The sequence below is a fragment of the Burkholderia lata genome (assembly GCF_902499025.1).
GTDB classification, from domain to species: domain Bacteria; phylum Pseudomonadota; class Gammaproteobacteria; order Burkholderiales; family Burkholderiaceae; genus Burkholderia; species Burkholderia lata_C.
Window position 1 is genome coordinate 105,421 of sequence record NZ_CABVPW010000007.1, and the last position, 24,244, is coordinate 129,664.

The window sequence follows — 24,244 nt, forward strand, 5'->3', positions numbered from 1 at the left end:
CGCAGGCCGCGGCGAACCGTCTATTCGACGGCTTCACCGTTCGCATACGCACGCAGCCCGTCAGCCAGCGCATCGAACACCGCGCGGCAGCGCGGGCTCGACCGCAGGTCCTCGTGCATCACGACCCAGGTTTCCAGCTGCATCGCGAGCCGGTCCGGCAGCACGCGCACGAGCCGTGCATCGCGTTTCGCGAGCCCGCTCTGGCAGAAGCCGATTCCGTAACCGGCCCGGATCATCGCGAGCTGCGCAAGGTTGCTGTCGGTACGCAACGCGAACGCATCGCGCTTCCACAGCGGCAGGCTGCGCCCCACCGAGCGGATGAACGGCGTGATCGTGTCGAAGCCGATCAGCGGGTGATGCGCGAGTTCGTCGATCGTCGCGGGCACCCCGTTGTGCGCCAGGTAGTCGTCGCGCGCATACAGCCCGACATCGATTGCGCCGATGCGCCGTGCAACGAGCGCTTCCTGCGTAGGCGGCGCCATCCGGACCGCGATGTCGGCCTCGCGCTTGAGCACGTCCTGGATGCGGTCGGTCGGCACCAGTTCGATGACGAGCCCCGGATGGTTGCGCCGCAATCGCGCGAGAATCGGCGGCATCACTTCGACGGCGATCACGTCGCTGGCCGAGATCCGCACGATGCCGCGCACGCCGGCGCCGTGGCTTGCCGCCGCGCGCTCGAACGCGGCCGCCGCGCTGCGCAGCGCCTCCGCATGGCCGCGCAGCGCGAGCGCCGCCTCGGTCGGCAGCAGGCCGGACGGCGAGCGCGTGAACAGCGTCTGGCCGAACGCGGCCTCGAGCGCCGCGACGTGGCGGCCGGCCGTCGGCTGCGTGATGCCCAGCGCGCGCGCCGCGCCCGACAGCGAGCCTTCCGTCAGCACGGCGAGGAAGGTGCGGTAGCGTTCCCAGTTCAGATCGATGGCCATACATAAATGTATAGCTGATCCATGAGGTTCGGCAATTCCTTGTTAGCTGCCGGCGCGCCAGAATGCGTGTCATCACGGTTCATTCAAGGAGAGCGGCAATGACGACCCACGCAGGCGGGATGCAACGACAGGCACTCGTGCTCGGCGCGAGCGGCGGGATTGGCGGGGAAGTCGCGCGGCAGTTGCGCGATGCGGGCTGGCAGGTGCGTGGGCTGAAGCGCGGGCTCGACGCCGAGGTCGTGGAGCGCGACGGCATCGCCTGGATGCGCGGCGACGCGATGGACCGCGACGCGGTCGTCCGGGCCGCACGCGGCTGCAGCGTGATCGTGCACGCGGTGAATCCGCCGGGCTACCGGAACTGGGCCGGGCAGGTGCTGCCGATGATCGACAACACGATCGCGGCGGCGAAGGCGGAACGGGCCACCGTCGTGCTGCCGGGCACCGTCTACAACTACGGCGCCGATGCGTTTCCGGTCTTGTACGAAGACGCGCCGCAGCATCCGTCGACGCGCAAGGGCGCGATCCGCGTCGAGCTGGAGCGCCGGCTGCAGGATGCGGCCGGGCACGGCGTTCGCACGATCATCGTCCGGGCCGGCGACTTCTTCGGGCCGAAGCTCACCGGCAACAGCTGGTTTGCGGCGGGGTTCGTCAAGGCCGGACAGCCGGTTGCGGCCATCAGCGTGCCGGGGCGGGACGGCATCGGGCATCAATGGTCGTACGTGCCGGACGCCGCGCGCTCGATGGTCGAGCTGATCGAACGACGCGACACGCTGGAACCGTTCGCGCGCTTTCACCTCGGCGGGCATTGGGACGAGGACGGCACGCAGATGGCGGAGGCCGTGCGCCGCGTCGCACAGCGGCACGGGCTGCAGCCGACGGTGCGCAAGTTCCCGTGGTGGCTCGTGTGGGCGGCGGCGCCGTTCGTCACGACGCTGCGCGAATTGCTCGAGATGCGCTACCTGTGGCGCGAGTCGATCCGGCTGGACAACACGCGGGTGACCGCGGTGCTCGGCCGCGAGCCGGTGACGCCGCTCGACGCGGCGGTGGAGGCGACGCTGGCGGGGCTCGGGTGTCTGAAGTGAGCAACGGCCCGTGCCGGAGTCCCTGCGCTGGCACGGGTCGGTACGATGGCGAACCGCAGAGCCCGCAGGGCAACAATTCTCCACATACCCGGACGCGTCCGATGCGCATCATGTCGGCTCATGTCGATAAGGCGAAAACGGGGGCGAGATGTTGCATTTCGGGTGGAAAGTGTCGGTTGCGGGCGCAATTGTGTTCGCATTGAGCGGGTGTACCGACCTGGCCGGGGTTCTGTATTGCAACAACTCGCAGTTCAACTTTCCGGACTATCACTGCTTTCAGCCGTACTAGCAGGGGCTGGCGCGGCGACCGAATGCCGTCGCGCCCGTGTGCCGCGCGTTTGCTCGTTACCCGTCACGCGACGACCGGCAATACCTCCACCGTGTACCGGTGCCGAAGGCTGCGCCCGAGCACCGGATCATGCAGTTCCATTTCGAATGCATCGCCATCGCCCATCGCCGCAATCGCGCCATGCACGGCGACCGTGCCGCCATACATCGCACTGCGCGCGGGCATCGTGCGGCGGTCGTCGAAGCGCTGCCACAGCACGTCGGGCGCAAGCAGGCCGCTGACCGCGCCGTGCTGGTACGCCGTCCGCCCGCCATCGCGCGAAATCAGCCACGAGCGCATCTCGATCGCATCCCAGTGATCCGCTACTTCTGCGTAAAGCCACGCGTCGCGGCCGAGCGGTTTCGCGCACACCTGCTTCGACACCGCAACGCCGTAGGCCTCGACTTCGCGATCCGTATGGTCGGAGCCGACGGTCACGAGCGTGCCGGCCGGGCTGTCGACCAGCACGCATTCGATCTCGCCGCCCGAACGCGCGCCGAGCACGCCGATCGCGGGCGCCTGCGTGAGCAGCGCGGCCGTCACGCGATAGAAGCACGGGGTGGTAGACGGCGGCGCGACGCCGAGTGCCGCGAGTTCGTCGATATGCGCGCGGATCGCTGCCGGATCGCGGCCGGCCCAGCCGGCGATCACGACGCGCTCGATCTCGACGTCGACGGTGGCCGGCGCGCCGTGCCGGGAAATCACGTTGAACGACAGGGTTGGCATGCGGGTATCCGTTTGAAGTGCGAAGGAATGAATCGGCTGGCGGCGACGTTCAGTCCGCGAGCGGCTTGTGCGCGGTTTCGCGTGCGACGAGGAGCGCGATCGACGTGACGACGAGCGCGGCGGCGACGTACAGCGACACGGCCGTCGTCGTGCCCGTCTGCCGGAACAGCGCGGCGATCACGAGCGGCGCGAAGCCGCCGCCGACGATGCCGGCGAGCGTGTACGCGAGCGACGAGCCCGCATAGCGCACACGGGTCGGGAACTGTTCGGTCACGAACGCGCCTTGCGGGCCGTACATCACCGCGTGGATCACGAGGCCGATTGCGACGGCCGCGACGATCGCGCCGGGGCGGGCCGAATCGAGCAGCGTGAAGAACACGAATGCCCACACGATGCCGGCGAGCGCGCCGGCGAGATACACGGGCCGGCGGCCGAAGCGGTCCGACAGCGCGCCGAAGAACGGCACCGCGAGCGCGTTGCAGGCCGTGCCGATCATCACGGCCGTCAGCGCGACGGGGCGCGACAGGTGCAGCACGGTCGTCACGTAAGTCAGCGTGAACACGACGATCAGCGCATACAGCACGTCCGAGCCGATCCGCGAACCGCCCGCGATCAGCAGGCGCTTCCAGTGGTACTTCAGCACGTCGGCGACGGGCACCTCGGCGGTCGCGTGCGATTCGGCGAGCTGCTCGAACTGCGGCGTTTCGTCGACGCCGCGCCGCAGCCAGAAGCCGAACACGACGAGCAGCGCGCTGGCCGCGAACGGCACGCGCCAGCCCCACGACAGGAAGTCGCCGGACGTGGTCGACAGCGTCACGAGCGCGATGCAGCCGGTGCCGAGCAGCGTGCCGAACGACGGGCCGATCTGCGTCCACGACGCGGACAGCCCGCGCCGTTTCTGGTCGCCGTGCTCGACCGACAGCAGCACCGCGCCGGCCCATTCGCCGCCGAGCGCGACACCCTGCACGAAGCGCAGCGCGACGAGCAGGATCGGGCTCAGGATGCCGGCCTGCGCGTAGGTCGGCAGCGCGCCCATCAGTGCGGTCGTCACGCCCATCAACACGAGCGTGAGCATCAGCACCGCGCGGCGGCCGATGCGATCGCCGAGATTGCCGAACACGAAGCCGCCGAGCGGGCGCGATACGTAGCCGACCGCATAGGTCGAGAACGCGAGGATCGTGCCGGCCAGCGGGTCGACCGACGGAAAGAACAGGTGATTGAAGACGAGCGCGGCGAGCGTGTTGTAGATCGTGAAGTCGTACCACTCGAGCGACGTGCCGATCATGCTCGCGGTCGCGAGTCGGCTGTTGCGGACGCGGCGGGGCGCGTGGGCGGCGGGCTGGGCGAGAGTGCTCATGGTGTCGGGCATGTCGTGACGGGGAACGGAATGAAACGTCGGGCCGATGCACGGACGTGCATCGTGCCTGCGGTGTGGCCGGCGGGGGCGATCAGGCGAGCAGAGCGGCGGCCGCGGCGGGCTCGGTTTCGACGTCGCCGCTCGCCCCATTCAGCGGCGCGGCGGCGCGCCACAGCAGCTCGAAGGTGCGCACGTCGTCGTGCCCGGCGAGCGCGGCGGCCACGCGGCGCGTGGCGGCCGCATCGCTGCCTTCGATCAGCACGAGCGCATCGGCGGCCGGGCGGGCGGCCGCATCGGCGCCGATCGGCGCGGACAGGTCAGGCGCGGTGCGGAAGAGCCGCGCGGCATGGATGCCCGGTTCGTGCAGCACGTCGTCGAAGCGCTCGCGCAGCTGCGGCACATCGATGCGATCCGGCGGCAGCACGAACAGCGCGAGATGCACGCCTTCGCCGTCGCCGGCTTCGATCGTCAGTTCGCCTACGCGCCGCTGCGTGCCCGTCATGCGCTCGAAGTTCGCGAGCGACCACGCGGTCTGCTGCGTGAACGCGCGGCGGTATGCGTCGCCGCGGAATACGTCGAGCGCGTCCGTCACGTACAGCGCGAGGTACTTGCGCGGGCCGCGATCGGTCGCGCGAAAGCGCCGCGCATGCGTGAAGCCGGGAATCGCGACACGTTCCTGCATGTGCTCGCGGTCGTACCACGCGTTGAAATCGGCTTCGTGCGCGGGGTCGATATCCGTCCAGACGCAAAGCTGGCCGTGCGGAAGGGAAAGGCGGGTCATCGCGGGGTTCCTCGTGACGGGGGCGTGTCAGGAACCGCAGTTTCCCGAAGACGGGCCGCGCCCGTCCAACAAGAAAACAAATTCGCGGTGAACAGGTTTTCTTATGAGCGGCGCGGGCGGCGTTTCGCGGCGGGCGGGGCGGGTGGTGCGGATGGCGTCGTGTGCTTTGCTTTCGCCGGCGCCATGGCTTTGGTTTTCTTCGCGGCGCGGGCGGGTGTTTTGTCCACGCTGGCGGACGTGGCCGGTGCTGCCGTCTTTACGTGATTCGCGGCGGCCGCCATCGCGCGCGCGACTTCGCTGGCGAGTTCCGCGATGCGCGCGGCCACCGGCTGGCCCTGGCTGCGGTACGTCGCGACGAGCGGCAGCGCGGGGAATTCGGGTTCGACATCGAGCAGCTCGAGCGCGCCTTCGTGCAGCTCGCGTCCGATGATCGCGGGCGGCAGCGCGGCCACGCCGAAGCCGTCGGCGACGAGGCGGATCATCGCGGCGACCGACGTGATGCAATTGATGCTGGCCGGCCGCTCGACGGCCGCGAACAGCCGCTCGATCGTCGCGTGCGGCCCCGAGTGGCGCGAGAAGCTGATGATCGGGAATTCGGCCAGGCGCGCGACGTCGAGCGGCTGGCCGCCGAGCCCGAGGCGCGGGCTGGCCGCCCAGCGCACCGGGAATTCGCACAGCGGCAGGTTCGTGAAATCGGGGCCCGGCACCGGGTCGGTCTGCAGGATCAGGTCGACGCCGTCGGTGCTGAGCAGGCGGATCAGGTGCAGCGTCGTGTCGCTCGTGATCTCGACGTCGAGGCGCGGATAGCGCTCGCGCAGTTGCGCCATCAGCGCGGGGAACCAGCTGTGCACGATCGATTCGATCACGCCGATCCGGATCAGGCCCGCGTCGCTCGCCGCATCGATGTCGCGGCGCATTTCGCCGTCGAGCCGCACGATCCGCTCCGCGTATGCGAGCATGCGGCGCCCGGCGGGCGTGAGCGTGGCCGAGCGCGTGTTGCGGTCGAACAGGCGCACGTCGAACGCTTCCTCGAGCGACGCGATGCGGCTCGATACGGCGGCTTGCGTCGTGTGGAGTTTTTCGGCCGTGAGCCGGAAGTTTTCCAGCTTCGCGAGCCAGACGAAGGTTTCAAGAAACCGGATGTTCATCGAAGTCCGAACGGTGAGGCGGTGCCGGGCGGGGCGGCGGGATCGGTCGATGGTAGCGGATTTTCGGGGGCGGGAAACAAGCGGGCGGCGGGGTGCGGGTGCCGCGGCGGATGCGTGGACGGGCGGTGGCGGGTAGGGGCACGTGCGCGAAGCGCCGCCCGCGGCGCGAGCGGCGCGTTCGCACACGTCAAAGCTTGTCGAACGCGAGCGTCGGTACGTCGACGACCATCGCGCCGCCGTCCGCGACGAGCGTCGCGCCGGTCACGAACGATGCGTCCGGCGACGCGAGGAACGCGCAGACGGCCGCGATCTCGTCCGGGTCGGCCGCGCGCCGCAGCGGCACGTCGGCGCTGACGCGCGCATACGCGCCGTCGAGCGTGTCGCCGTGCGCGGACATCAGCGGTTCCATCTCCGCATCGGCCATCGGCGTGCGGACCCAGCCGGGGCACACCGCGTTCGCCCGCACGCCGTGCGGCCCGTAGTCGCGCGCGAGCGACCGTGCGAGCCCGAGCAGCGCGTGCTTGCCGACCGTGTAGCCGCACACGCCGGGCCCGGCCGCGAGCGCGGCGATCGACGCGACCAGCACGATGTTGCCGCGCTGCGCGATCAGGTCGGGCAGGCACGCGCGCGCGCTGACGAACGCGGTGTCGAGGTTCGCATGCATCGCGTCGCGCCATTGCGCGTCGTCGGTTTCGTCCGCGCGGCCGAGACCGTGGCCGCCCGCGCACGTGACCAGCGCGTCGACCGGGCCGAAACGTTCGGCGACATGCGGCAGGAAGCGGGCCCAGTCGGCGGTGCTCGCGGCATCGCCGGCCAGCGCGAGGCCGCCCGTTTCGGCGGCCAGCGCGTCGAGCGGCGCCTGGCGCCGCCCGATCAGCACGACGCGGTCGCCGCGGCGGGCGAAGCGGCGCGCGCACGCGGCGCCAATACCGGTGCCCGCGCCGGTGATCGCGATCGTGCGGGGTTGCGGGTGTGTCATGTCGTGCTCCGGAAAGGTGTCGTTTCCGGTCACTTTAGGCGGCGCCGGCGAGCGCCGGTATCCGCCGAAAGGATGAACGCGGGCGGCATCCGGGCGGCCGGCGCGGCCACGGGCCATTTTGCAAAGGCTGACGATGTGCGGCACCGAATCGCTCTATCCTCCACATTTTTGCGATAAGTCACGAAAGCCCGGCAGAATAGCGCGGGCGGGCCGCGCATCGACGCGCGGCGCATCGGCCGGACGGTTCCGTCGTGCGAGCGGAGCGGCAGGCCGGCGATCCCGGCATGAACGCGCACCCTATGCGCGGGCGTTGCATCGGCCGGGGATCGTGTCACGACAACATATCGCCCGGTTGCGCGCTCGCGCGCCGGACCATCGACAAGAACAGGGAGGGCCGGCAATGAGGCTGGACGACGAAAGGGAAAGCACGAACGTCGAGGATCGCCGTGGCGCCGGCGGGTTCGGTGGTGGGCGCGGCGCGACGATCGGCATCGGCACGATCGTGGTTGCGTTCGCCGCGTCGTATTTCTTCGGGATCGACCCGCGCGTGATACTCGAAGGCGCCTCGGCGCTGCAGGGGCGCCAGCAGCAGGCGCAGCCCGCGCCCACGCAGCGGCAGGGCGCGTCGGCGAACGAGGCGGGTGCGGTATTTACGCGCAAGGTGCTCGGCAATATCGAGCGCACGTGGACGGGCGTGTTCAATACCCAGTTGCATGCGCAGTACCAGCCGCCGACGCTCGTGATGTTCGAAAACTCGACGCCGACCGCATGCGGCACGGGCCAGAGCGCAATGGGGCCGTTCTACTGCCCGGGCGACCGCAAGGTGTATATCGATCTCGGTTTCTACGACGAACTGCGCAAGCGTTTCGGCGCGGGCGGCGATTTCGCGCAGGCTTACGTGATCGCGCACGAAGTCGGCCACCACGTGCAGAACCTGCTCGGCATCTCCGACAAGGTCGACGCCGCGCGCCGGCGGGCGAGCCAGGCGCACTCGAATGCGCTGTCGGTGCGGATGGAACTGCAGGCCGACTGTTTTGCGGGCGTGTGGGCGAACAACGCGCAGCGCGCGAACCAGCGGCTGATCGAGCCCGGCGATTTCGAGCAGGGGCTGAAGGCGGCCGCCGCGATCGGTGACGACCGGCTGCAGCAGCAAGGGCAGGGCTATGTCGTGCCGGAAAGCTTCACGCACGGCACCAGCGACCAGCGCGTGTACTGGCTGCGGCGCGGGATGCAATCGGGCGAACTGAGCGCCTGCGACACGTTCGCCGCGAACGCGCGCTGACTTGAGGGCGCGCCCCGTCGCGCCCGTATCGTCCCGGCCGAACCCGCGATGCCGGCCGGGCCGGGACGATTTGCCGATTTGTGCTCACCGGCGCTTTTCGGCGCCGGTAGGCTGGCCCGAACTTCGATCTTCGCTACGTTCGCTCGCCAGCCGATTCCGCCATGCCGACCTCATCCGTTCCCGCCGACCCGGCCGCCACCGACTGGCTGCGCGCGCTGCGCGCGTGCGTGGACGCGTTCGATGCGTTCGCGAGCCCGTCCGCGATCGTGTTCTACCGGCTCGACCAGAGCGGCGAACCGGCCGATTTCGAGCTGTTCGGCATGCCGGAATCGATGCATCGCACCTATGTCGCGCGCTACCGGATGCTCGATCCGCTGCATCCGTCGCGCTGCGCGGCGGGCGAATGCGCGGTCGTGACGCTCGCGTCCCAATTGCCTGACGAAAGGCGCGACGCGTCCGCGTACTGGACCCGTTTCCTGCGACGGCACGACGTGGCCGACGTCGTCGAGATCTGGCTGCGCGACGCGGGCCGGACGGTCGGCGCGTTCTCGCTGCTGCGCTTCGGGGCCGGCGAAACGCGCGGCGGCGTGGCCGGCAACAGTACGGCCGGGCGGTTCGCGCCCGGCGAGGTCGATGCGCTCGCGCGGCTGCAGCCGGTTGCCGAAGCCGCACTGAGCCCGCTGCTGCGCGCGCGGCGCGGGATCCACCGGATCGGCTGCGAGGAGCGGCTGACCTACCGCGAGGAGCAGATCGCGCGCCTCGTGCGCGACGGCCGCTCGAACAAGGAGATCGCGCGCGATCTCGCGCTCGGCCAGCCGACCGTCAAGACGCACCTGATGCGGATGTATCGCAAGCTCGGCGTGTCGAACCGCACGGAACTGGTCGGGGCGCTGTTCCTGTAATTCATCGGATAATTGCGGTCCGGACTTCGAACCTTCGTGATCGCCGATTCATGACTACCAAAGCGCTGCTGGCCGTGCTGCTCGTCTTGCTGGGTGTTTCCACGGCTTCGACGGCCTTTGCGCAAGAAAGCGAGCCCGATTCGTGCGTCGTGCTGCAACCGGTCCGGATGCTGGCCGACGACGTCGGCGACGCCGGCACCGATCTCGGCGACGGATGGCTCGGACTGGCGCCGGACGGCCATCGCTGGAAGCTCGCGCCGGCACGCATTCGGCTCGAGCCGGCGCAACCGGACGGCGAAGTCGTCGACGTCACGTCCGACGTGAAAAATGCCGTTGCGCTGTTACGTTGCAAATCGCTCAGGCAGGGCCGGGTCGACGCGGCGAACCTGGCGTTCCCGAACGGTGGAAGGGTGATCGAACCCGGCCCCGAACCGCTGCGCTTCGCGTTTCACGGCCGCCGGTACGCGTTGCGCTACACCGCATCCGGTGGGGTGATTGCCGACGGTGATGGCAAGCGGTCGGTCCTTTATGATTTCAGCGGCAGCACGCCGCCGTTTCGCGTGATCCTGATCTGGGCGGGCGACCTCGATCGCGACGGCCGGCCGGATTTCCTGATGGAATTCGAAAGCGACTTCGGCGCGAACTTTTGCCTGTTTACATCGGGTAGTGCGAAGGAAAACGAACTGACCGGCCCGGCAGGCTGCATGAACGTCAGCGGCTGACCGGCGCCGCTCCCGGCCCGCTTTCTGCGTCGGCCGCCAGCCATCCCGCGGGGTTCGAACCCGCCCCCCTCAGCGCTCACGCGCTGCCAATTTGCGCTCACCGGGCGCGAACCCTCGTCGATACAGTGGAACGACGCCCGCGTGCTCGTGCGCACGCGGTCCAGCCACGACAATCCTCGAGACGCCCATGAGCACCACGAATTTCGTCGCCGTCAGCGACACCGTGCGCACCTTCGTTGCGCGCGATTTCGGCCTCTTCATCGACGGTGAAATGCAGCCCGCCCACGCGGCCGCGCGGCTCGACGTGTACGACCCCGCCACGGGCGAGCGGCTCGCGACGGTCGCGGACGCCGACGAACGCGACGTCGACCGCGCGGTCGCCAGCGCGAAGCGCGCATTCGACACCCGCGTGTGGAGCGGCCTGCGCCCGGCCGACCGCGAACGCATCCTGCTGAAGCTCGCCGACCTGATCGAGCGCGACGCCGAAACGCTTGCGCAGCTCGAAACGCTGAACCAGGGCAAGTCGATCCACGTGTCGCGCGCGATCGAGGTCGGCGCGAGCGTCGAATACGTGCGCTACATGGCCGGCTGGGCGACCAAGATCACCGGCCAGACGCTCGACGTGTCGATCCCGTTCCCGCCCGGCACGCACTACACGGCGTATACGCGCAAGGAGCCGGTCGGCGTGGTCGCGGCGATCGTGCCGTGGAATTTCCCGCTGATGATCGCGGTGTGGAAGCTGATCCCGGCGCTCGCGGCCGGCTGCACGATCGTGCTGAAGCCGTCGCCGGAAACGCCGCTCACCGCATTGCGCCTGGCCGAGCTCGCGCTCGAAGCCGGCGTGCCGCCCGGCGTGTTCAACGTCGTCACCGGCGGCCGCGTGTGCGGCGCCGCGCTCGCGAGCCACCCGTCGATCGCGAAGATCTCGTTCACGGGCTCGACCGCGACCGGCAAGCTGGTCGGCGCGGCGGCCGTGCAGAACATGACGCGTTTCTCGCTCGAACTCGGCGGCAAGAACCCGATCGTGATGCTCGACGACATCGACGTCGCGCAGGCGCTCGACGGCGTCGCCGCCGGCGCGTTCTTCAACCAGGGGCAGGTGTGCGCGGCCGCGTCGCGCATCTATGTGCATCGCAGCAAGTTCGCGCAGCTTGCGGACGGCCTCGCGGGCGTCGCGCAGTCGATGAAGCTCGGCGCCGGCCTCGACACGACCGCGCAGATCAACCCGCTGGTGTCCGCGCACCATCGCGACAAGGTCGTCCAGCACATCGAAGGCGCGCGCCGCGCGGGCCTCACGTTCCTCGCGGGCGGCACGCCGGCCGACGACCTGCCCGGCTACTACGTGAAGCCGGCCGTGATCGCCGATCCGCATCCGGACAGCGCGATCGTGCGCGATGAAGTGTTCGGCCCGGTGATCGTCGTCGTGCCGTTCGACGACGCGGCCGATGCGGTGCGCCTCGCGAACGCGTCGCCGTACGGTCTTGCCGCGAGCCTCTGGAGCAACGACCTGAAGCGCGTGATGAATCTCGTGCCGCAGATCGAGGCCGGCACCGTGTGGGTGAACTGCCATATCCCGCTCGACCCGTCGATGCCGTTCGGCGGCTACAAGCAATCGGGCATCGGCCGCGAATTCGGCCAGTACGCGATCGAAGGCTTCACCGAAACCAAATCCGTCTGCATCGCGCACTGACGCGCGGCGCCAACGACGAAAACCGCGAACCTCGGCGATCGAGGTTCAACCGATCCGACAGTGGAGACTGCAATGAGCTACAACGAAGCGAAATTCTGGCACCCGATGCTGCACCCGAACGACATGAAGCAACGCAAGCCGATCCGCATCGTGCGCGGCGACGGCTGCTACGTGTTCGACGAAGAGGGGCGCAAGCTCGTCGACGGCGTCGCGGGCCTGTGGAACGTGAACGTCGGCCACAACCGCCAGGAAGTGAAGGACGCGATCGTGCGCCAGCTCGACGAGCTCGAATACTTCCAGCTGTTCGACGGCATTTCGCATCCGCGCGCGGAAGAGCTGTCGAAGAAGGTGATCGACCTGCTCGAACCGGAAGGCATGCGCCGCGTGCTGTACAGCTCGGGCGGCTCCGATTCGATCGAGACCGCGCTGAAGATCGCGCGCCAGTACTGGAAAGTACGCGGCCAGGCCGACCGCACGAAGTTCATCTCGCTGAAGCAGGGCTATCACGGCACGCACTTCGGCGGCGCGTCGGTGAACGGCAACACGGTGTTCCGCCGCAACTACGAGCCGAACCTGCCGGGCTGCTTCCACGTCGAGACGCCGTGGCTGTACCGCAACCCGTTCACGCAGGATCCGGAGGAACTCGGCCGGATCTGCGCGGAAATGCTCGAGCGCGAGATCCAGTTCCAGAGCCCCGACACGGTCGCCGCGTTCATCGCGGAGCCGATCCAGGGCGCGGGCGGCGTGATCGTGCCGCCGGCCAACTACTGGCCGCTGGTGCGCGAGGTGTGCGACCGCTACGGCGTGCTGCTGATCGCCGACGAGGTCGTGACGGGCTTCGGCCGCAGCGGCAGCATGTTCGGCAGCCGCGGCTGGGGTGTGCGCCCGGACATCATGTGTCTCGCGAAGGGGATCTCGTCGGGCTACGTGCCGCTTGGCGCGACGGTCGTGAACGCGCGGATCGAGGACGCGTTCGCCGCGAATGCGGATTTCGGCGGCGCGATCATGCACGGCTACACGTATGCGGGCCACCCGGTCGCCTGCGCGGCCGCGATCGCGAGCCTCGACATCGTCGTGAAGGAAGACCTGCCGGCGAACGCGGCGAAGCAGGGCGCGTATCTGCTCGAAGCGTTGAAGCCGTTTGCGGAACGCTTCGCGGCGGTCGGCGAAGTGCGTGGCAAGGGGCTGATGCTCGCGCTCGACCTGGTCGCGAACAAGGACACGCGCGAGCCGATCGACCCGCTGTCCGGCTATGCGAACGCGGTCGCGGAAGTCGCGCGCGAGAACGGCGTGCTGGTGCGCCCGGTCGGCACGAAGATCATCCTGTCGCCGCCGCTCGTGATCCAGCGCGAGCAGCTCGACCGGATCGTCGACGCGCTCGCCGCGGGCTTCGAGACGGTGCCGTTTGCGTGATGGCGTGATCGCGTGACGGTCCACCGGCGGCGGGCAGCGCGGCCGCCGCCGGTTTGCCGATTTGCGCTATGACCGGATTATTTTGCCTGCGTATTTTTTCGACATCGGATCGAGGTGTGATCGACAACGGGGCCCGGGTATCGAAGCGCTGAAGCGCCGCCCCGGGCCGACCGCATAGCCATGGAACCCCGGCCGCCGACGAAGCGGCGGCCGGGGTCGACACAGGAAGGAGACAAGGATGTCGGGATGGTCTGGAGTTACCGGCGCAGCGGGCAATACGCCCGCCGGCACGCCGGCTGAAGCGGGTGGCGGCACGGCGCTGAACGCGGGTGCGGTTGGTTTTCCGACCGCGCTGGCGAGCGCCGTCGGCCTCATCATGGCAAGCCCGGTGATTCTCACCGCGACGTCGGGCTTCGGGATGGGTGGCTGGGCGTTCGCGGTCGCGATGATCATCGCGTTCGTGATGATGCAGGCGCAGGCGACGACCTTCTCCGAAGCCGCCGCGATGCTGCCGACGGCCGGCTCGGTTTACGATTACCTGTCGTGCGGGCTCGGCCGCTTCTGGGCGATCACCGGCACGATCTCCGCGTATTTCCTCGTGCACGTGTTCGCCGGCACGGCGGAAACGATCCTGAGCGGCATCATGGCGCTCGTCAATTTCGAATCGCTGAACGCCGCGTTCGAGAAGCACAACAGCTCGTGGCTCGTCGGCGTCGGCCTCGTCGTCACGTTCGCGATCACCAACATCATCGGCATCAAGGTGTTCAGCAAGCTCGAGATCGTGCTGACGGCCGGCATGTGGCTGTCGCTGATGATCTTCGGGATCCTCGGGCTCGCGGCCGCGCCGGCCGTGCATCTCGACGGCTGGTTCGGCGGCTCGGAAGTCGGCACGTCGATTCCGGCCGTGCTGTCGCTGGTCGGGATGGCGATGTTCATGTTCGTCGGCTGCGAGTTCGTCACGCCGCTCGCGCCGGAAATGAAGTCGCCGGGCAAGACGATTCCGCGCGCGATGGCGCTGGGCCTCGTCGGCGTCGCGATCTGCATGTTCCTGTACGGCGCGGCGATCCGCCGCCAGGTCGCGAACGTGCCCGTGAGCCCCGACGGCCTCACGCACCTGCTCGACACGCCGGGCGCGATTCCCGCGTTCGCGCTGCAGGTGCTCGGGCCCTTCGGCCGCGTGTGGTTCGGTATTGCCTTCCTGTGCGCGGGCGCCGCGACGATCAACACGCTGATGGCGGGGCTGCCGCGCATCCTGTACGGGATGGCGATCGACGGGGCGCTGCCGCGCTGCTTCGCGTACCTGCATCCGCGCTTCAAGACGCCGGTGGTCGGCATCGTCGCGGCGGCAATCGTGCCGATCTTCCACGCGTGGCTGATCAACGGCAATCTCGACAGCATCCTGCACCTCGTGCTCGCCGCGACCTGCGCGTGGGGCACCGCATACCTGCTCGTCACCGCGTCGGTCGTGATGCTGCGGATTCGCCGCCCCGACCTGCCGCGCCCGTACCGTTCGCCGCTGTTCCCGCTGCCGCAGATCGTGTCGAGCGTCGGCATCATCCTGGCGATCTGGTACATCACGCCGCCGGGCATGAACGCGCGCGACATCTACGTGCCGTTCGGCGCGATGCTCGGGCTCACCGCGCTGTACGCGCTGTTCTGGACGCTCGTCGTGCAGCGCCGGCATCCGTTCAAGCCGGTGCCGGTCGAGGAAGTGCTGCGCAACGAGCACGTCGCATCGTGAAGATCGCGCTCGCCCGCTGGCGCGCGGCGCCGGATGCGCCGCCGCCCGGCCATCGGCCCGGTGCGATCGCCGCGCGTGTGCTGGCCGACCTGCGCGCCGAGCGCGATGCCGACGGGGCCGTTGGTCTGACGGCCAGACTGCCGAACGGCGTGCGCGTGAGCCTTGAAGAGCGCGTCGACCGCCAGTTCCTGATGCATACGGTCAGCGTGAAGGTGGCGGCAGCCGCAGGCGGCCCGGCCGTGCAGGGCAGTGCGCGCGTGCGGCAGACCGGCTGGCTGCGCCGCACGGGCATCGACGCGGTGGCCGTGCCGGGATGCGACCCCGGATTCGTCGACACGTTGGCCGCGCTGGTCGCCGAGCCGTCTTTGGCCGACGCGCTGCGGCCGCTGCACCTGACCGATTGCACGATCGACGCGCGCGACGGCCGCTGGACGCTCGCGATCGTGCCGTTCGGCGGCAGCGAGGTCGTGAACCGGATGCCGTCGTTCCGCCGCTACGTCCGCCTGACGGGCGAGCAGGGCGCCGCGCTGTCGGCGGCCTGTGTTGCGTTCGAAACCGCACTACGCAGGATTTTGCACGGGTAAGCTGTGGCGTTGCGCGCCGGGGGAACCCGGCGGCCGCGTTTAGGGGTTTTACCGGAGATGCCGATGCTGTTCCAGTCACGCTCACACGAAGACGTGCACGATCACGGGCTCGCGATCGCGGGCTGGCATCAGGTCTATCGCCAGATGACGCCGGGCCGCTTCAAGGGCACTGTCACGCAGGTGCTGTACGACGATTTCCACTTCTTCCGCGAAACGACCAACCGGCGCGTCGCGCAAACCGGGCTCGCGCCGGCCGGGCGCACGTCGCTCGCGGTGCCGCTGTCGGTGCCGCTTGCGGGCACGTTCCAGGGCCAGCCCGTCGACGGCTATGCGCTGCTCGCGCTGCGCGCCGGCGAGGATTTCGAATTCCACACGCCGGAAGGGATGGGGCTCGTCGGGATCAGCGCGGCGTCCGACATGGTCGACGAGCTGTGCGAAGCCGAATTCGGCGCATCCGGCGCGCGCAAGCTGCGCCATGTGACGCGACTGTCCGACGAGCAGGGCGTCGCGCTCGGCGTGCGGCTGTCGGCGCTGATCGACGAGGCGCAGCGCAATCCGGGCCACCTCGAATACGCGGCCACCCGCAAGATGTTCCGCGACGCGATGCTCGGCATGTTCCTCGATGCGCTCGAGCAGGGCATCGGCGTCGAACGCCGCGACATCACGCACGCCACCTACAGCGACATCGTGAGCCGTTGCGAGAAGCATCTGCGCGACCGGCCCGAGGAACCCGTCACCGTGCTCGAACTGTGTCGTGCGCTGCGCTGCAGCCGCCGCACGCTGCAAACGAGTTTCCAGCGCGTGGCCGATGTCACGCCGGTCGGCTATCTGCGCACGATCCGGCTGAACGCGGTGCGCCGCATGCTGCGCACGACGTCGGTGCAGCAGCTCGGCGTCGGCGAGGCCGCCGCGAGCTGGGGTTTCACGCACCTCGGCTATTTCGCGCGCGAGTATCGCGACCTGTTCGGCGAGCTGCCGTCCCAGACGACGCGCCCCGAATGACGCACGCGCGCCGCAACGGCGCGGTTGGGCACGGTCGCCGGCAACGTGTGCGACTGTTTGCCGATTTGCGATAGTAGTCCTGAATTTTCGCTGGATAGAGTCCTGTCACCCATATCGATAACCCCATCGATCTGCACTGCGAATCGATGACAACAGAGGGGCGGGACATGAAGATCGGACGACGACTGGCCGCGGCTGCGGCGACGCTGGGTTGCATGCACGCACACGCGCAGACCTCGGGCAGCGTGACGCTGTACGGCACCGTGGATACCGGCATCATCTACTCGACGAACCAGCAGTTCACGCGCGCCGACGGCAGCACGGGCGGCGGCCATGCATGGCAGATGGGCGGCGGCAACCTCGTGCCGTCGCGCTTCGGCTTCCAGGGCGCCGAGCCGCTCGGCGGCGGGCTCAATGCGGTGTTCACGCTCGAGCAGCAGTTCCTGTCCGCGAACGGGCAGGCGCTGCAGGGCGGCACGGCCTTCAGCCGGCAGGCGTGGGTCGGGCTGCGCCAGGACGGGATCGGCACGCTCGGCCTCGGCCGCCAGTACGACTCGTATACCGACATGCTGGGTGCGTACGTGTCGAGCAACAACTGGGCGACGCCGTACGGCTCGCACCTCGGCGACGTCGACAACCTGAACGCCGCATTCAACTTCAACAATGCGGTGAAGTTCACCAGCGCGGATTTCAACGGCCTCACGTTCGGCGGCACGTTCAGCTTCGGCGGGCAGGCCGGCGACTTCTCCGCGAAGCGCGGCTATGCGGTGGCCGCGACGTACACGCGCGCGCCCGTCGCGTTCTCGGTCGGCTACCTCGATTTGCACCAGCCGCTCGACGCGGCGCTCGGCGGTGCGAGCGGCTATATCGGCGATTTCGCGTGCAGCAACCCGGGCGCGATGTACTGCCTGCTGCAGGATGCCGGCTCGATGCGCGCGTTCGGTGCGGGCGGATCGGTCACGTTCGGCGATGCGACGATCGCGCTCACCTATACGCATACGCGCCTCGGCGACAGCCGCTATTTCTCGACCACCGCGCAGCCGCGCACGCAGGCGTTCACGTTCGACATCGGCGAATTGAACGCCACGTACATGTTCACGCCCGCGCTGCAGGGCGGCGTCGCCTATATCTTCAATGCCGCGCATACCGACGGGCGCGGCACGACGCGGTTCCACCAGGTGAACGTCGGCACGAACTACAGCCTGTCGAAGCGCACGGCGCTGTATGCGGTCGCGATCGGCCAGATCTCGAGCGGGAAGGGGCTCGGCACGGATGCGGACGGCAACGCGGTGAACTACGCACAGATCCCGGTGCTCGCGAACAGCAATTCGAGCCGGCAACTGGCGGTAATGGCGGGCATTCGCGTGAATTTTTGAGCGCGGGGCACGGGACACGGCGCGCGGAACGCGGGCAGCCAGCGGCGTGCAACGGGTGGCGGGCAGCGGGCGGGTGGAGGGCCGCCGGGCTGCCGCCCGGCTCGCTGCGGCAGGCGCGGCGCACCGGCGATCGCCGTGTGCCATAAATTCTTAACGATCGGCGTGAACAATGGCGTTCGCTTCAGGCGGCCAGAAGCGTCCCCCGCGTTGCACACGTGTGCAACACCTGGCCGTCCCGCCACCACGCCGAACGAGAGAGACCTCATGACCTTGCTGAGCCGCCTGCGCGCGCTGTCCGCCGCCCTTGCGCTGTCCTTCGCCGCCACGCACGCCGTTGCCGCGGATCTCGTCATCGCAGGCCGCGACGACATTTACGGCAAGGGGCTGGCCGACGCCGTCGCCGGCTTCAACAAGCTGCACCCGGGCACCGAGATCGAGCTGCTCAAGCTGCCGAACGCGAACCTGTACCAGAAGCTCAAGCTGTCGATGCGCGAAGGCACCGGCGCATACGACCTCGTGATGATGGACGACACGTGGGCACCCGAATTCATCGGCAACGGCTGGCTGAAGCCGCTGCCCGCATCGCTCGCGGACGCCGATCTCGTGCCGTCCACTGTCGCGCTCGGCCGCAACGCGGCCGGCGCGCTGTACGCGCTGCCGATCGTCGGCAACGTCGAGATGTTCGCGTACCGCAAGGACCTGCTCGCGAAGTACAAGCTGCAGCCGCCGCGCAACTGGGACGACGTGCTGAAGATTGCGCAGACCATCGGCGGTGCGGACAAGAGCGTGTCGGGCGTCGTGTTCCGCGGCACGAAGGGCAACCCGGTCGTGACGGGCTTCCTGCCGATCCTGTGGGCCTACGGCGGCAATGTGTTCGACCATGCCGGCAACGTGACGATCGATTCGCGCGAGGCACAGGCCGCGCTGAAGACCTTCCTCGCGCTGAAGGCGTCCGCGCCGAAGGACGTCGACGTGTACGGCGCGGCGGAAGTGCGCGATGCACTGCAGCGCGGCACGGCCGCGCAGTCGATCGAGGTGTGGCCGGCGTGGGTGCCGGCGCTCGACGATCCGAAGCAGTCGCGCGTGGTCGGGCAGATCGCGCTGCAGCCGCCGCCCGGGCAGACCGCGGGCCCGGCGCCGATGCTCGGCATCTGGCAGATGGGCATTCCGAAGGACGCGCCGCACGCGAAGCTTGCGCAGGATTTCCTCGCCTACCTGACCGCGCGCGACACGCAGACGCGCCTCGCCGGCATCGGCATTCCGCCGACCCGCCGCAGCGTGTTCAACGATCCGGCGCTGGTGCGCCAGTACCGCTGGTATCCGGATCAGCTGAAGGCGCTCGAAGCCGGCCGTGCGCGGCCGCGCGTGAAGGACTGGCAGCAGGTCGAGAGCATTCTCGGCGACCAGCTGCAGCTCGCGCTGACGGGGCAGGCCGCACCCGACGCCGCGCTGCGCCAGGCACAGCAGAAGATCGCGCAGGCGACGGCAACGGCAGGCAAGTGACGGCTCGCCTCGAACCAGCGACGGGATACCGCGCATGAAAGCCTTCGGCCGCAGCCTGCCGTTCGTCGCGCTGCTCGGGCCCGCGCTGCTGGTGCTTGCCGCGCTCGCGCTGTACCCGGTCGCGCAGGTGCTGATCGATTCGTTCTGCCAGGTCGACTACTCGGCCGGCCGCCGCGCGTTTGCCGGGCTCGCGAACTATCGCGCGGTGCTCGGCGACGACGCGTTCACGGCCGGCTTCGGCAACACGCTGCGCTTCACGATCGTCGCGTCGCTCGCCGAAGTCGCGCTGGGTTTCGGCCTCGCGCTGCTGTTCGTGCGCGCGTTTCCGGGGCGGCGCATCGCGTTGCCGCTCGCGATCCTGCCGATGATGTTGTCCACGCTCGTGTGCTCGGCGATCTGGCGCAACTGGCTCAACTTCGACGGCTTCCTGAACGCGCTGCTCGCGGCGTTCGGCATCGAAGGCGTGCGCTGGCTGTCCGATCCGCATCTCGCGCTGTGGTCGCTCGCGCTCGTCGACGTGTGGCAGTGGACGCCGATGGCGTTCCTGATCGTGCTCGCCGGGCTGCAGTCGATTCCGCAGGAACTGTACGAAGCCGCGCGCACCGACGGCGCGAGCGAGTGGCAGTGCCTGCGCGACATCACGCTGCCGCTCGCGGCGCCGCAGATCGGCCTCGCGCTGCTGCTGCGCTCGATCGATACGTTCAAGCTGTTCGACAAGGTCTATGCGCTGACGGGCGGCGGCCCCGGCAATGCGACACAGACGCTGTCGACCTATATCTACGACACGGGCTTCCGCTTCTTCAACGTCGGGCCGGCGAGTGCCGCGTCGGTGCTGATGCTCGCGGCGTCCGCGCTGCTGGTCTCGGGGTACGTATGGCAGACGGTTCGCAAGCGGCGCGCATGACGGCGCAACCCGCTCGCATCACGGGCGCTCGAACGGGCGCCGCTTTCGGTCGCGCGATGCCGTGGGCACTGCGCGTCATCGCGCTCGCGCTGTTGCTGCTGCCGTGCCTGTGGATGGCCGGCGCGGCGTTCATGCCGACGCTCGAACGCCTCGATCATCCGTTGCGGATCTGGCCGGCCGCGCCGACCTTCGAGCATTTCGCATCGGTCTGGTCCAACGGCATCGGCGCGCCGCTGTTCAATTCATTGCTGGTCGGCTTCGGCACGACGCTGCTCGCGCTGGCGCTCGCGTTTCCAGCCGCGTACGCGCTCGTGCGGCTGCGGTTTCCGGCGCGGCTCGACCTGCTGTTCCTGGTGCTCGTGCTCGCGTTGAAGCTGATGCCGCCGATCACGATCGCGGTGCCGCTGTTCGCGCTGGCGAAGCGGCTGCACCTGCTCGATTCGACGCTCGGCCTGATGCTCGCGTACCAGATCTACGCGCTGCCGATGGCGATCTGGATGCTGCTCGCGTTCGTGCGCGACGTGCCGATCGAATACGAGGAAGCGGCCTGCATCGACGGCGCGGGGCTCGCGCGACGGCTCGTGCAGATCGTGCTGCCGTTGTGCGCGCCGGGGCTGATCGCGACCGCGATCTTCGTGTTCATCGCCGCGTGGAACGAATTCCTGATCGCGCTGCTGTTCGTGTCGACGCCGAGCCGCTTCACGCTGCCGCTCGCGATTGCCGGCTACGTGACGGAGAACGGCATCGACTGGGGCGACCTGATGAGCGCGGGGCTGATGGCGTCGCTGCCCACGCTGGCCGTGGCGGGTTACGTGCAGCGCTACCTGTTGCGCGGGTTCGCGGGCGGGCTGAAGTGACGCGCGGCGTCGCCGCGCCCGATTCCCCCTTGTTATGCGCAACTGGCCCGCACCACCTGCGTGACCGGCACGATGCGCGTGCGCGACGGGCCGTCGAACGTCTGCATCCGGTCGGCGAGCAGGTCGACTGCCGCCTGCGCGAGGCCGCGCGTGTCCTGCCGAAGCGTCGTGAGCCGATACGCATCGTATTCGGCGGCCGGGATGTCGTCGAAGCCGATCACGCGCACGTCGTCCGGCACGCGCAACCCGAATTCGCTGCGCGCGACGTCGATCACGCCGAGCGCGAGCAGGTCCGACGAGCAGAACACGCCGTCGGGCCGCTTGCCGTTCGCGAACAGGTGCCGCGCCGCTTCGACGCCGCTCGCATGGGTGTCGGACGGTGTGTCGAGCACGTGCGCGAGCGTTGCATCGAATGCGTCGCCGCGCCCGATCGCGTGCTCGAACGCGGTAGCGCGCGATTGCGCGCTGTAGCTCGCCCCGCGCGGCCCGACGAACGCGAGCCGGCGCGCGCCGGCCCGCACGAGCCGCTGCGCCGCATGGACGGCGCCCGCCGCGTTGTCGCTGACGACGATGTCGGCGCCCGGCAGGTTCGCTTCGCGGTTGATCATCACGACCGGAATCCGGTGTTCGAGATACTGCTGCGCGACCGCCAGCGGCGGCGACGCGGACGTCATCACGAGGCCCGCGATCCGGTAGCTGAGCAACTGTTCGAGCGATTGCCGGACCTGACGCGGATCTTCCGCATTGGTCACGAGCGGCGTGAGCGCGCGTTGCCCGAGCGCGGCCATCAGGTCCGACAGCAGCCGCGCGCGAAACGGATTCTCGAACCCGGCCGTCACGACGCCGATCATGCTGCTGCGCTGCGTGATCATGTCGCGCGCGATCAGGTTGACCTGGTAGCCGAGCGCGCGCGCGGCGACCATCACGCGCTCACGTGTTTGCGGGGCGATGCTCGCCGTCGGCGAGAATGCACGCGACACTGCGGAGCGCGACACGCCAGCCCGCACCGCGACATCCGACGCCGTTACCCACGGCTTTCTTTCCTTGTCATTCATCGATTCATGATCCCTTCGAGCCACGATACGTGCATGCCGCTCGCCGACTGGATGTCGGCGCTCGACGATGCGCGGCTGCTGCATACGCTGACCCTACCGGGCAGCCATGACACCTGTGCGTATACCGTCGACGATTGGCTCGTGCGCACCCAGCGTGCGCCGCTCGATGCCCAGCTCGCGCAGGGCGTGCGGCTGCTCGACATCCGCTGCCGGCACGTGCGCGATGCGTTCGACATCCATCACGGCGGCATCGCGCTCGGCATGACGTTCGACGACGTGCTGCAAACCTGTGCGCGTTTTCTCGAAACGCATCCGCGCGAATGCATCGTGATGTCGGTGAAGGACGAATGGCCGGCGCACGCGTGCACGCGCAGTTTCGATGCGACGTTCGACGCGCATCGCGCGCGGCATCCGCGGCTGCGCTGGCATGCCGGCGGCACGCTGCCCGCGCTCGCCGACGTGCGCGGCGCGATCGTGCTGCTGCGGCGCTTTCGCAGCAGCCGGCCGCTCGGCATCGACCTGACCGCGTGGCCCGACAATGCGACGTTCACGATCGATCATCCCGACGGCGCGTTCGTGATCCAGGACGAATACCGAGTGCCGGTGGCCGCATCGATCGGCTGGAAGTGGCGCGCGATCGACGCGCTCCTGACGGACCTGCCGTCGCCGGACAGCGGCCGCTGGGCGATCAACTTCTGCAGCGGAACCGGGATGGGCGCGAATCCGTCGGTGGTTGCGCACGGCGTCGGCAGGGTGCGGGGCATTCATGCGCGGCTGGCCGAACGACTGCGCGAGCAGCCCGGCCCGTATGGCGCGATGCTGCTCGACTTCTGCGATGACGACGACTGGGCGCTGGTGCGCGCGCTGATCGCGTGCAACGACCATGCTCCGGCGCCGGGTATCTGGCGCAAGACGTTGCGCTGTTAGTGGAGCTGGGCGCTGAAGAACGCGAGCGCCTTTGCGTCGAGCGTGTCGTGGAATGCCGCGCGATCGAATCCCTTCGCATCGTTACAGACTTCGGGCGAGTTGCGCGCCAGTTGCTCGGAGCACGGTGCGAGAAATGCGAAATGCGCGGAATTCGGTACGACGTGGAATTCCGGCCGTTGCGGCAGCAGGCGGGCCAGCGCGGGCACTGTTTCCGGCTCGACGCCGTCGCCGCCCGCTTCGGACGCCCAGAGCTGGATCGGCGCGTGCACATCCTTCAGCGAATCGGCGGTCGGGAATTCGTTCATCGGGTCGGCGATCACGTAGGCCTTGATCCGCGGATCGTGCGCGAGCGGCTGGCGCGGCAGGTCGTGGTCGCGGATCTGCTTGCAGATCAGCCAGGTCGGATCCGGGCATGCCACGTGCGCGTGTACGAAATCCGGATTGGCGCCGGCCAGCACGAGGCCCGTGTAGCCGCCGCGCGAGAAGCCGAAGAAGCCGATCCGCGCGGGATCGATATGCGCGGCGTCGGGCCCGTTGGCCAGCATGTAGTCGACCAGGCGCTTGATGTCCACCGGCCGTTCGGCCAGTTCCCTCAGGTCGGCCGAGTGGCTGGTGTCGGCATGCGTGTCGCCGGGATGATTGATCGCCGCGACGACGTAGCCCGCATCGGCAAGCGTTTCGGCGAGGTCGTGATGCCCGAAGTAGGTGCCGGCGTGGCCGTGCGAGATCACGACGAGCGGCAGCTTGTCGCCGACGGTCGGGCAGTTGCGTTGCCCTTTCAGCAGGAACGGGCCGATCGTGAGCGATTGCGCGGGGGTTGCGCAGGGCGTCCAGATCGCCGCGCGCAGCTCGGGGCCGGCCGCGTCGGCCGGGATGCTGACGAACTTGACGCCGGCCGCGTGCGCGACCGTGGCGGACAGGCAGAGCAGGACAGCCGAAAGCCAGGTTTTCATGTCGATTCC

The 24,244-nt window shown here is 69.0% G+C and carries 22 protein-coding genes; 14 read left to right on the top strand and 8 right to left on the bottom strand.

Annotated elements, in window-relative coordinates; translation table 11 throughout:
* Positions 1–20: 20 nt before the first annotated feature.
* Positions 21–923 (bottom strand): LysR family transcriptional regulator, encoded by a 903-nt coding sequence (locus tag BDI24065_RS09235; protein WP_175030969.1) that lies wholly within the window; start codon positions 921–923, stop codon positions 21–23.
* 98 nt (positions 924–1,021) lie between these two features.
* On the opposite strand from BDI24065_RS09235, the gene BDI24065_RS09240 reads away from it, so the two are divergent.
* Entirely contained in the window at positions 1,022–2,005 is a 984-nt protein-coding gene (locus tag BDI24065_RS09240) for an NAD-dependent epimerase/dehydratase family protein (protein ID WP_175030970.1), read from the top strand.
* Positions 2,006–2,357: 352 nt separating this feature from the next.
* Here BDI24065_RS09240 and BDI24065_RS09245 read toward each other — a convergent pair whose 3' ends face one another.
* From BDI24065_RS09245 to BDI24065_RS09265, 5 genes are all read right to left on the bottom strand, one after another.
* Complete coding sequence (locus BDI24065_RS09245) at positions 2,358–3,059, bottom strand: DUF2848 domain-containing protein (protein ID WP_175030971.1); 702 nt, start codon at positions 3,057–3,059, stop codon at positions 2,358–2,360.
* Between the two features lie 49 nt (positions 3,060–3,108).
* Entirely contained in the window at positions 3,109–4,428 is a 1,320-nt protein-coding gene (locus tag BDI24065_RS09250) for an MFS transporter (protein WP_089485399.1), read from the bottom strand.
* 79 nt (positions 4,429–4,507) lie between these two features.
* Positions 4,508–5,197 (bottom strand): DUF4286 family protein, encoded by a 690-nt coding sequence (locus BDI24065_RS09255; RefSeq protein ID WP_175030972.1) that lies wholly within the window; start codon positions 5,195–5,197, stop codon positions 4,508–4,510.
* A 101-nt stretch (positions 5,198–5,298) separates the two neighbouring features.
* The gene (locus BDI24065_RS09260; RefSeq protein WP_175030973.1) at positions 5,299–6,345 is read right to left on the bottom strand and encodes a LysR family transcriptional regulator; all 1,047 of its coding nucleotides are present in this window, start codon (positions 6,343–6,345) and stop codon (positions 5,299–5,301) included.
* 187 nt (positions 6,346–6,532) lie between these two features.
* On the bottom strand, positions 6,533–7,324 hold the full coding sequence (locus BDI24065_RS09265) for an SDR family NAD(P)-dependent oxidoreductase (RefSeq protein WP_175030974.1): 792 nt from the start codon (positions 7,322–7,324) through the stop codon (positions 6,533–6,535).
* A gap of 400 nt (positions 7,325–7,724) precedes the next feature.
* Here BDI24065_RS09265 and ypfJ point away from each other — a divergent pair, with 400 nt between their 5' ends.
* The 12 genes from ypfJ (at position 7,725) to BDI24065_RS09325 (ending at position 21,300) form a co-directional block, all read left to right on the top strand.
* On the top strand, positions 7,725–8,606 hold the full coding sequence (gene ypfJ / locus BDI24065_RS09270) for a KPN_02809 family neutral zinc metallopeptidase (protein ID WP_175030975.1): 882 nt from the start codon (positions 7,725–7,727) through the stop codon (positions 8,604–8,606).
* A gap of 161 nt (positions 8,607–8,767) precedes the next feature.
* The gene (locus BDI24065_RS09275; RefSeq protein ID WP_175030976.1) at positions 8,768–9,508 is read left to right on the top strand and encodes a helix-turn-helix transcriptional regulator; all 741 of its coding nucleotides are present in this window, start codon (positions 8,768–8,770) and stop codon (positions 9,506–9,508) included.
* A gap of 50 nt (positions 9,509–9,558) precedes the next feature.
* Positions 9,559–10,230, top strand: coding sequence for a hypothetical protein (locus BDI24065_RS09280; protein WP_175030977.1), 672 nt, complete (start codon positions 9,559–9,561; stop codon positions 10,228–10,230).
* A 187-nt stretch (positions 10,231–10,417) separates the two neighbouring features.
* A complete protein-coding gene (locus BDI24065_RS09285) occupies positions 10,418–11,920 on the top strand; it encodes an aldehyde dehydrogenase family protein (RefSeq protein WP_175030978.1) in 1,503 nt (500 codons plus the stop codon).
* Positions 11,921–11,992: 72 nt separating this feature from the next.
* Positions 11,993–13,333 carry an aspartate aminotransferase family protein gene (locus BDI24065_RS09290; RefSeq protein WP_175030979.1) on the top strand — a complete coding sequence of 447 codons (1,341 nt, stop codon included), beginning with the start codon at positions 11,993–11,995 and terminating at the stop codon, positions 13,331–13,333.
* Between the two features lie 238 nt (positions 13,334–13,571).
* Entirely contained in the window at positions 13,572–15,074 is a 1,503-nt protein-coding gene (locus BDI24065_RS09295; protein WP_175030980.1) for an APC family permease, read from the top strand.
* Entirely contained in the window at positions 15,071–15,658 is a 588-nt protein-coding gene (locus tag BDI24065_RS09300) for a DUF3156 family protein (protein WP_175030981.1), read from the top strand. The genes BDI24065_RS09295 and BDI24065_RS09300 overlap by 4 nt, the downstream gene beginning before the upstream one ends.
* Positions 15,659–15,721: 63 nt before the next feature.
* Positions 15,722–16,660 (top strand): helix-turn-helix domain-containing protein, encoded by a 939-nt coding sequence (locus BDI24065_RS09305; protein WP_122949567.1) that lies wholly within the window; start codon positions 15,722–15,724, stop codon positions 16,658–16,660.
* Positions 16,661–16,827: 167 nt separating this feature from the next.
* Entirely contained in the window at positions 16,828–18,036 is a 1,209-nt protein-coding gene (locus tag BDI24065_RS09310; RefSeq protein ID WP_174952482.1) for a porin, read from the top strand.
* A 264-nt stretch (positions 18,037–18,300) separates the two neighbouring features.
* Positions 18,301–19,539 carry an ABC transporter substrate-binding protein gene (locus tag BDI24065_RS09315; RefSeq protein ID WP_175030982.1) on the top strand — a complete coding sequence of 413 codons (1,239 nt, stop codon included), beginning with the start codon at positions 18,301–18,303 and terminating at the stop codon, positions 19,537–19,539.
* 34 nt (positions 19,540–19,573) lie between these two features.
* Positions 19,574–20,443, top strand: coding sequence for a carbohydrate ABC transporter permease (locus tag BDI24065_RS09320; RefSeq protein WP_043179796.1), 870 nt, complete (start codon positions 19,574–19,576; stop codon positions 20,441–20,443).
* On the top strand, positions 20,413–21,300 hold the full coding sequence (locus tag BDI24065_RS09325; RefSeq protein WP_438820002.1) for a carbohydrate ABC transporter permease: 888 nt from the start codon (positions 20,413–20,415) through the stop codon (positions 21,298–21,300). Before BDI24065_RS09320 ends, BDI24065_RS09325 begins: the two co-directional genes overlap by 31 nt.
* A 32-nt stretch (positions 21,301–21,332) precedes the next feature.
* Here BDI24065_RS09325 and BDI24065_RS09330 read toward each other — a convergent pair whose 3' ends face one another.
* Positions 21,333–22,355 carry a LacI family DNA-binding transcriptional regulator gene (locus tag BDI24065_RS09330; RefSeq protein ID WP_175030984.1) on the bottom strand — a complete coding sequence of 341 codons (1,023 nt, stop codon included), beginning with the start codon at positions 22,353–22,355 and terminating at the stop codon, positions 21,333–21,335.
* A gap of 6 nt (positions 22,356–22,361) precedes the next feature.
* On the opposite strand from BDI24065_RS09330, the gene BDI24065_RS09335 reads away from it, so the two are divergent.
* Positions 22,362–23,282 carry a phosphatidylinositol-specific phospholipase C gene (locus BDI24065_RS09335; RefSeq protein ID WP_175030985.1) on the top strand — a complete coding sequence of 307 codons (921 nt, stop codon included), beginning with the start codon at positions 22,362–22,364 and terminating at the stop codon, positions 23,280–23,282.
* Here the strand turns inward: BDI24065_RS09335 and BDI24065_RS09340 are convergent.
* On the bottom strand, positions 23,279–24,235 hold the full coding sequence (locus BDI24065_RS09340) for an alpha/beta hydrolase family protein (RefSeq protein ID WP_175030986.1): 957 nt from the start codon (positions 24,233–24,235) through the stop codon (positions 23,279–23,281). The genes BDI24065_RS09335 and BDI24065_RS09340 overlap by 4 nt on opposite strands.
* Positions 24,236–24,244: the final 9 nt, after the last annotated feature.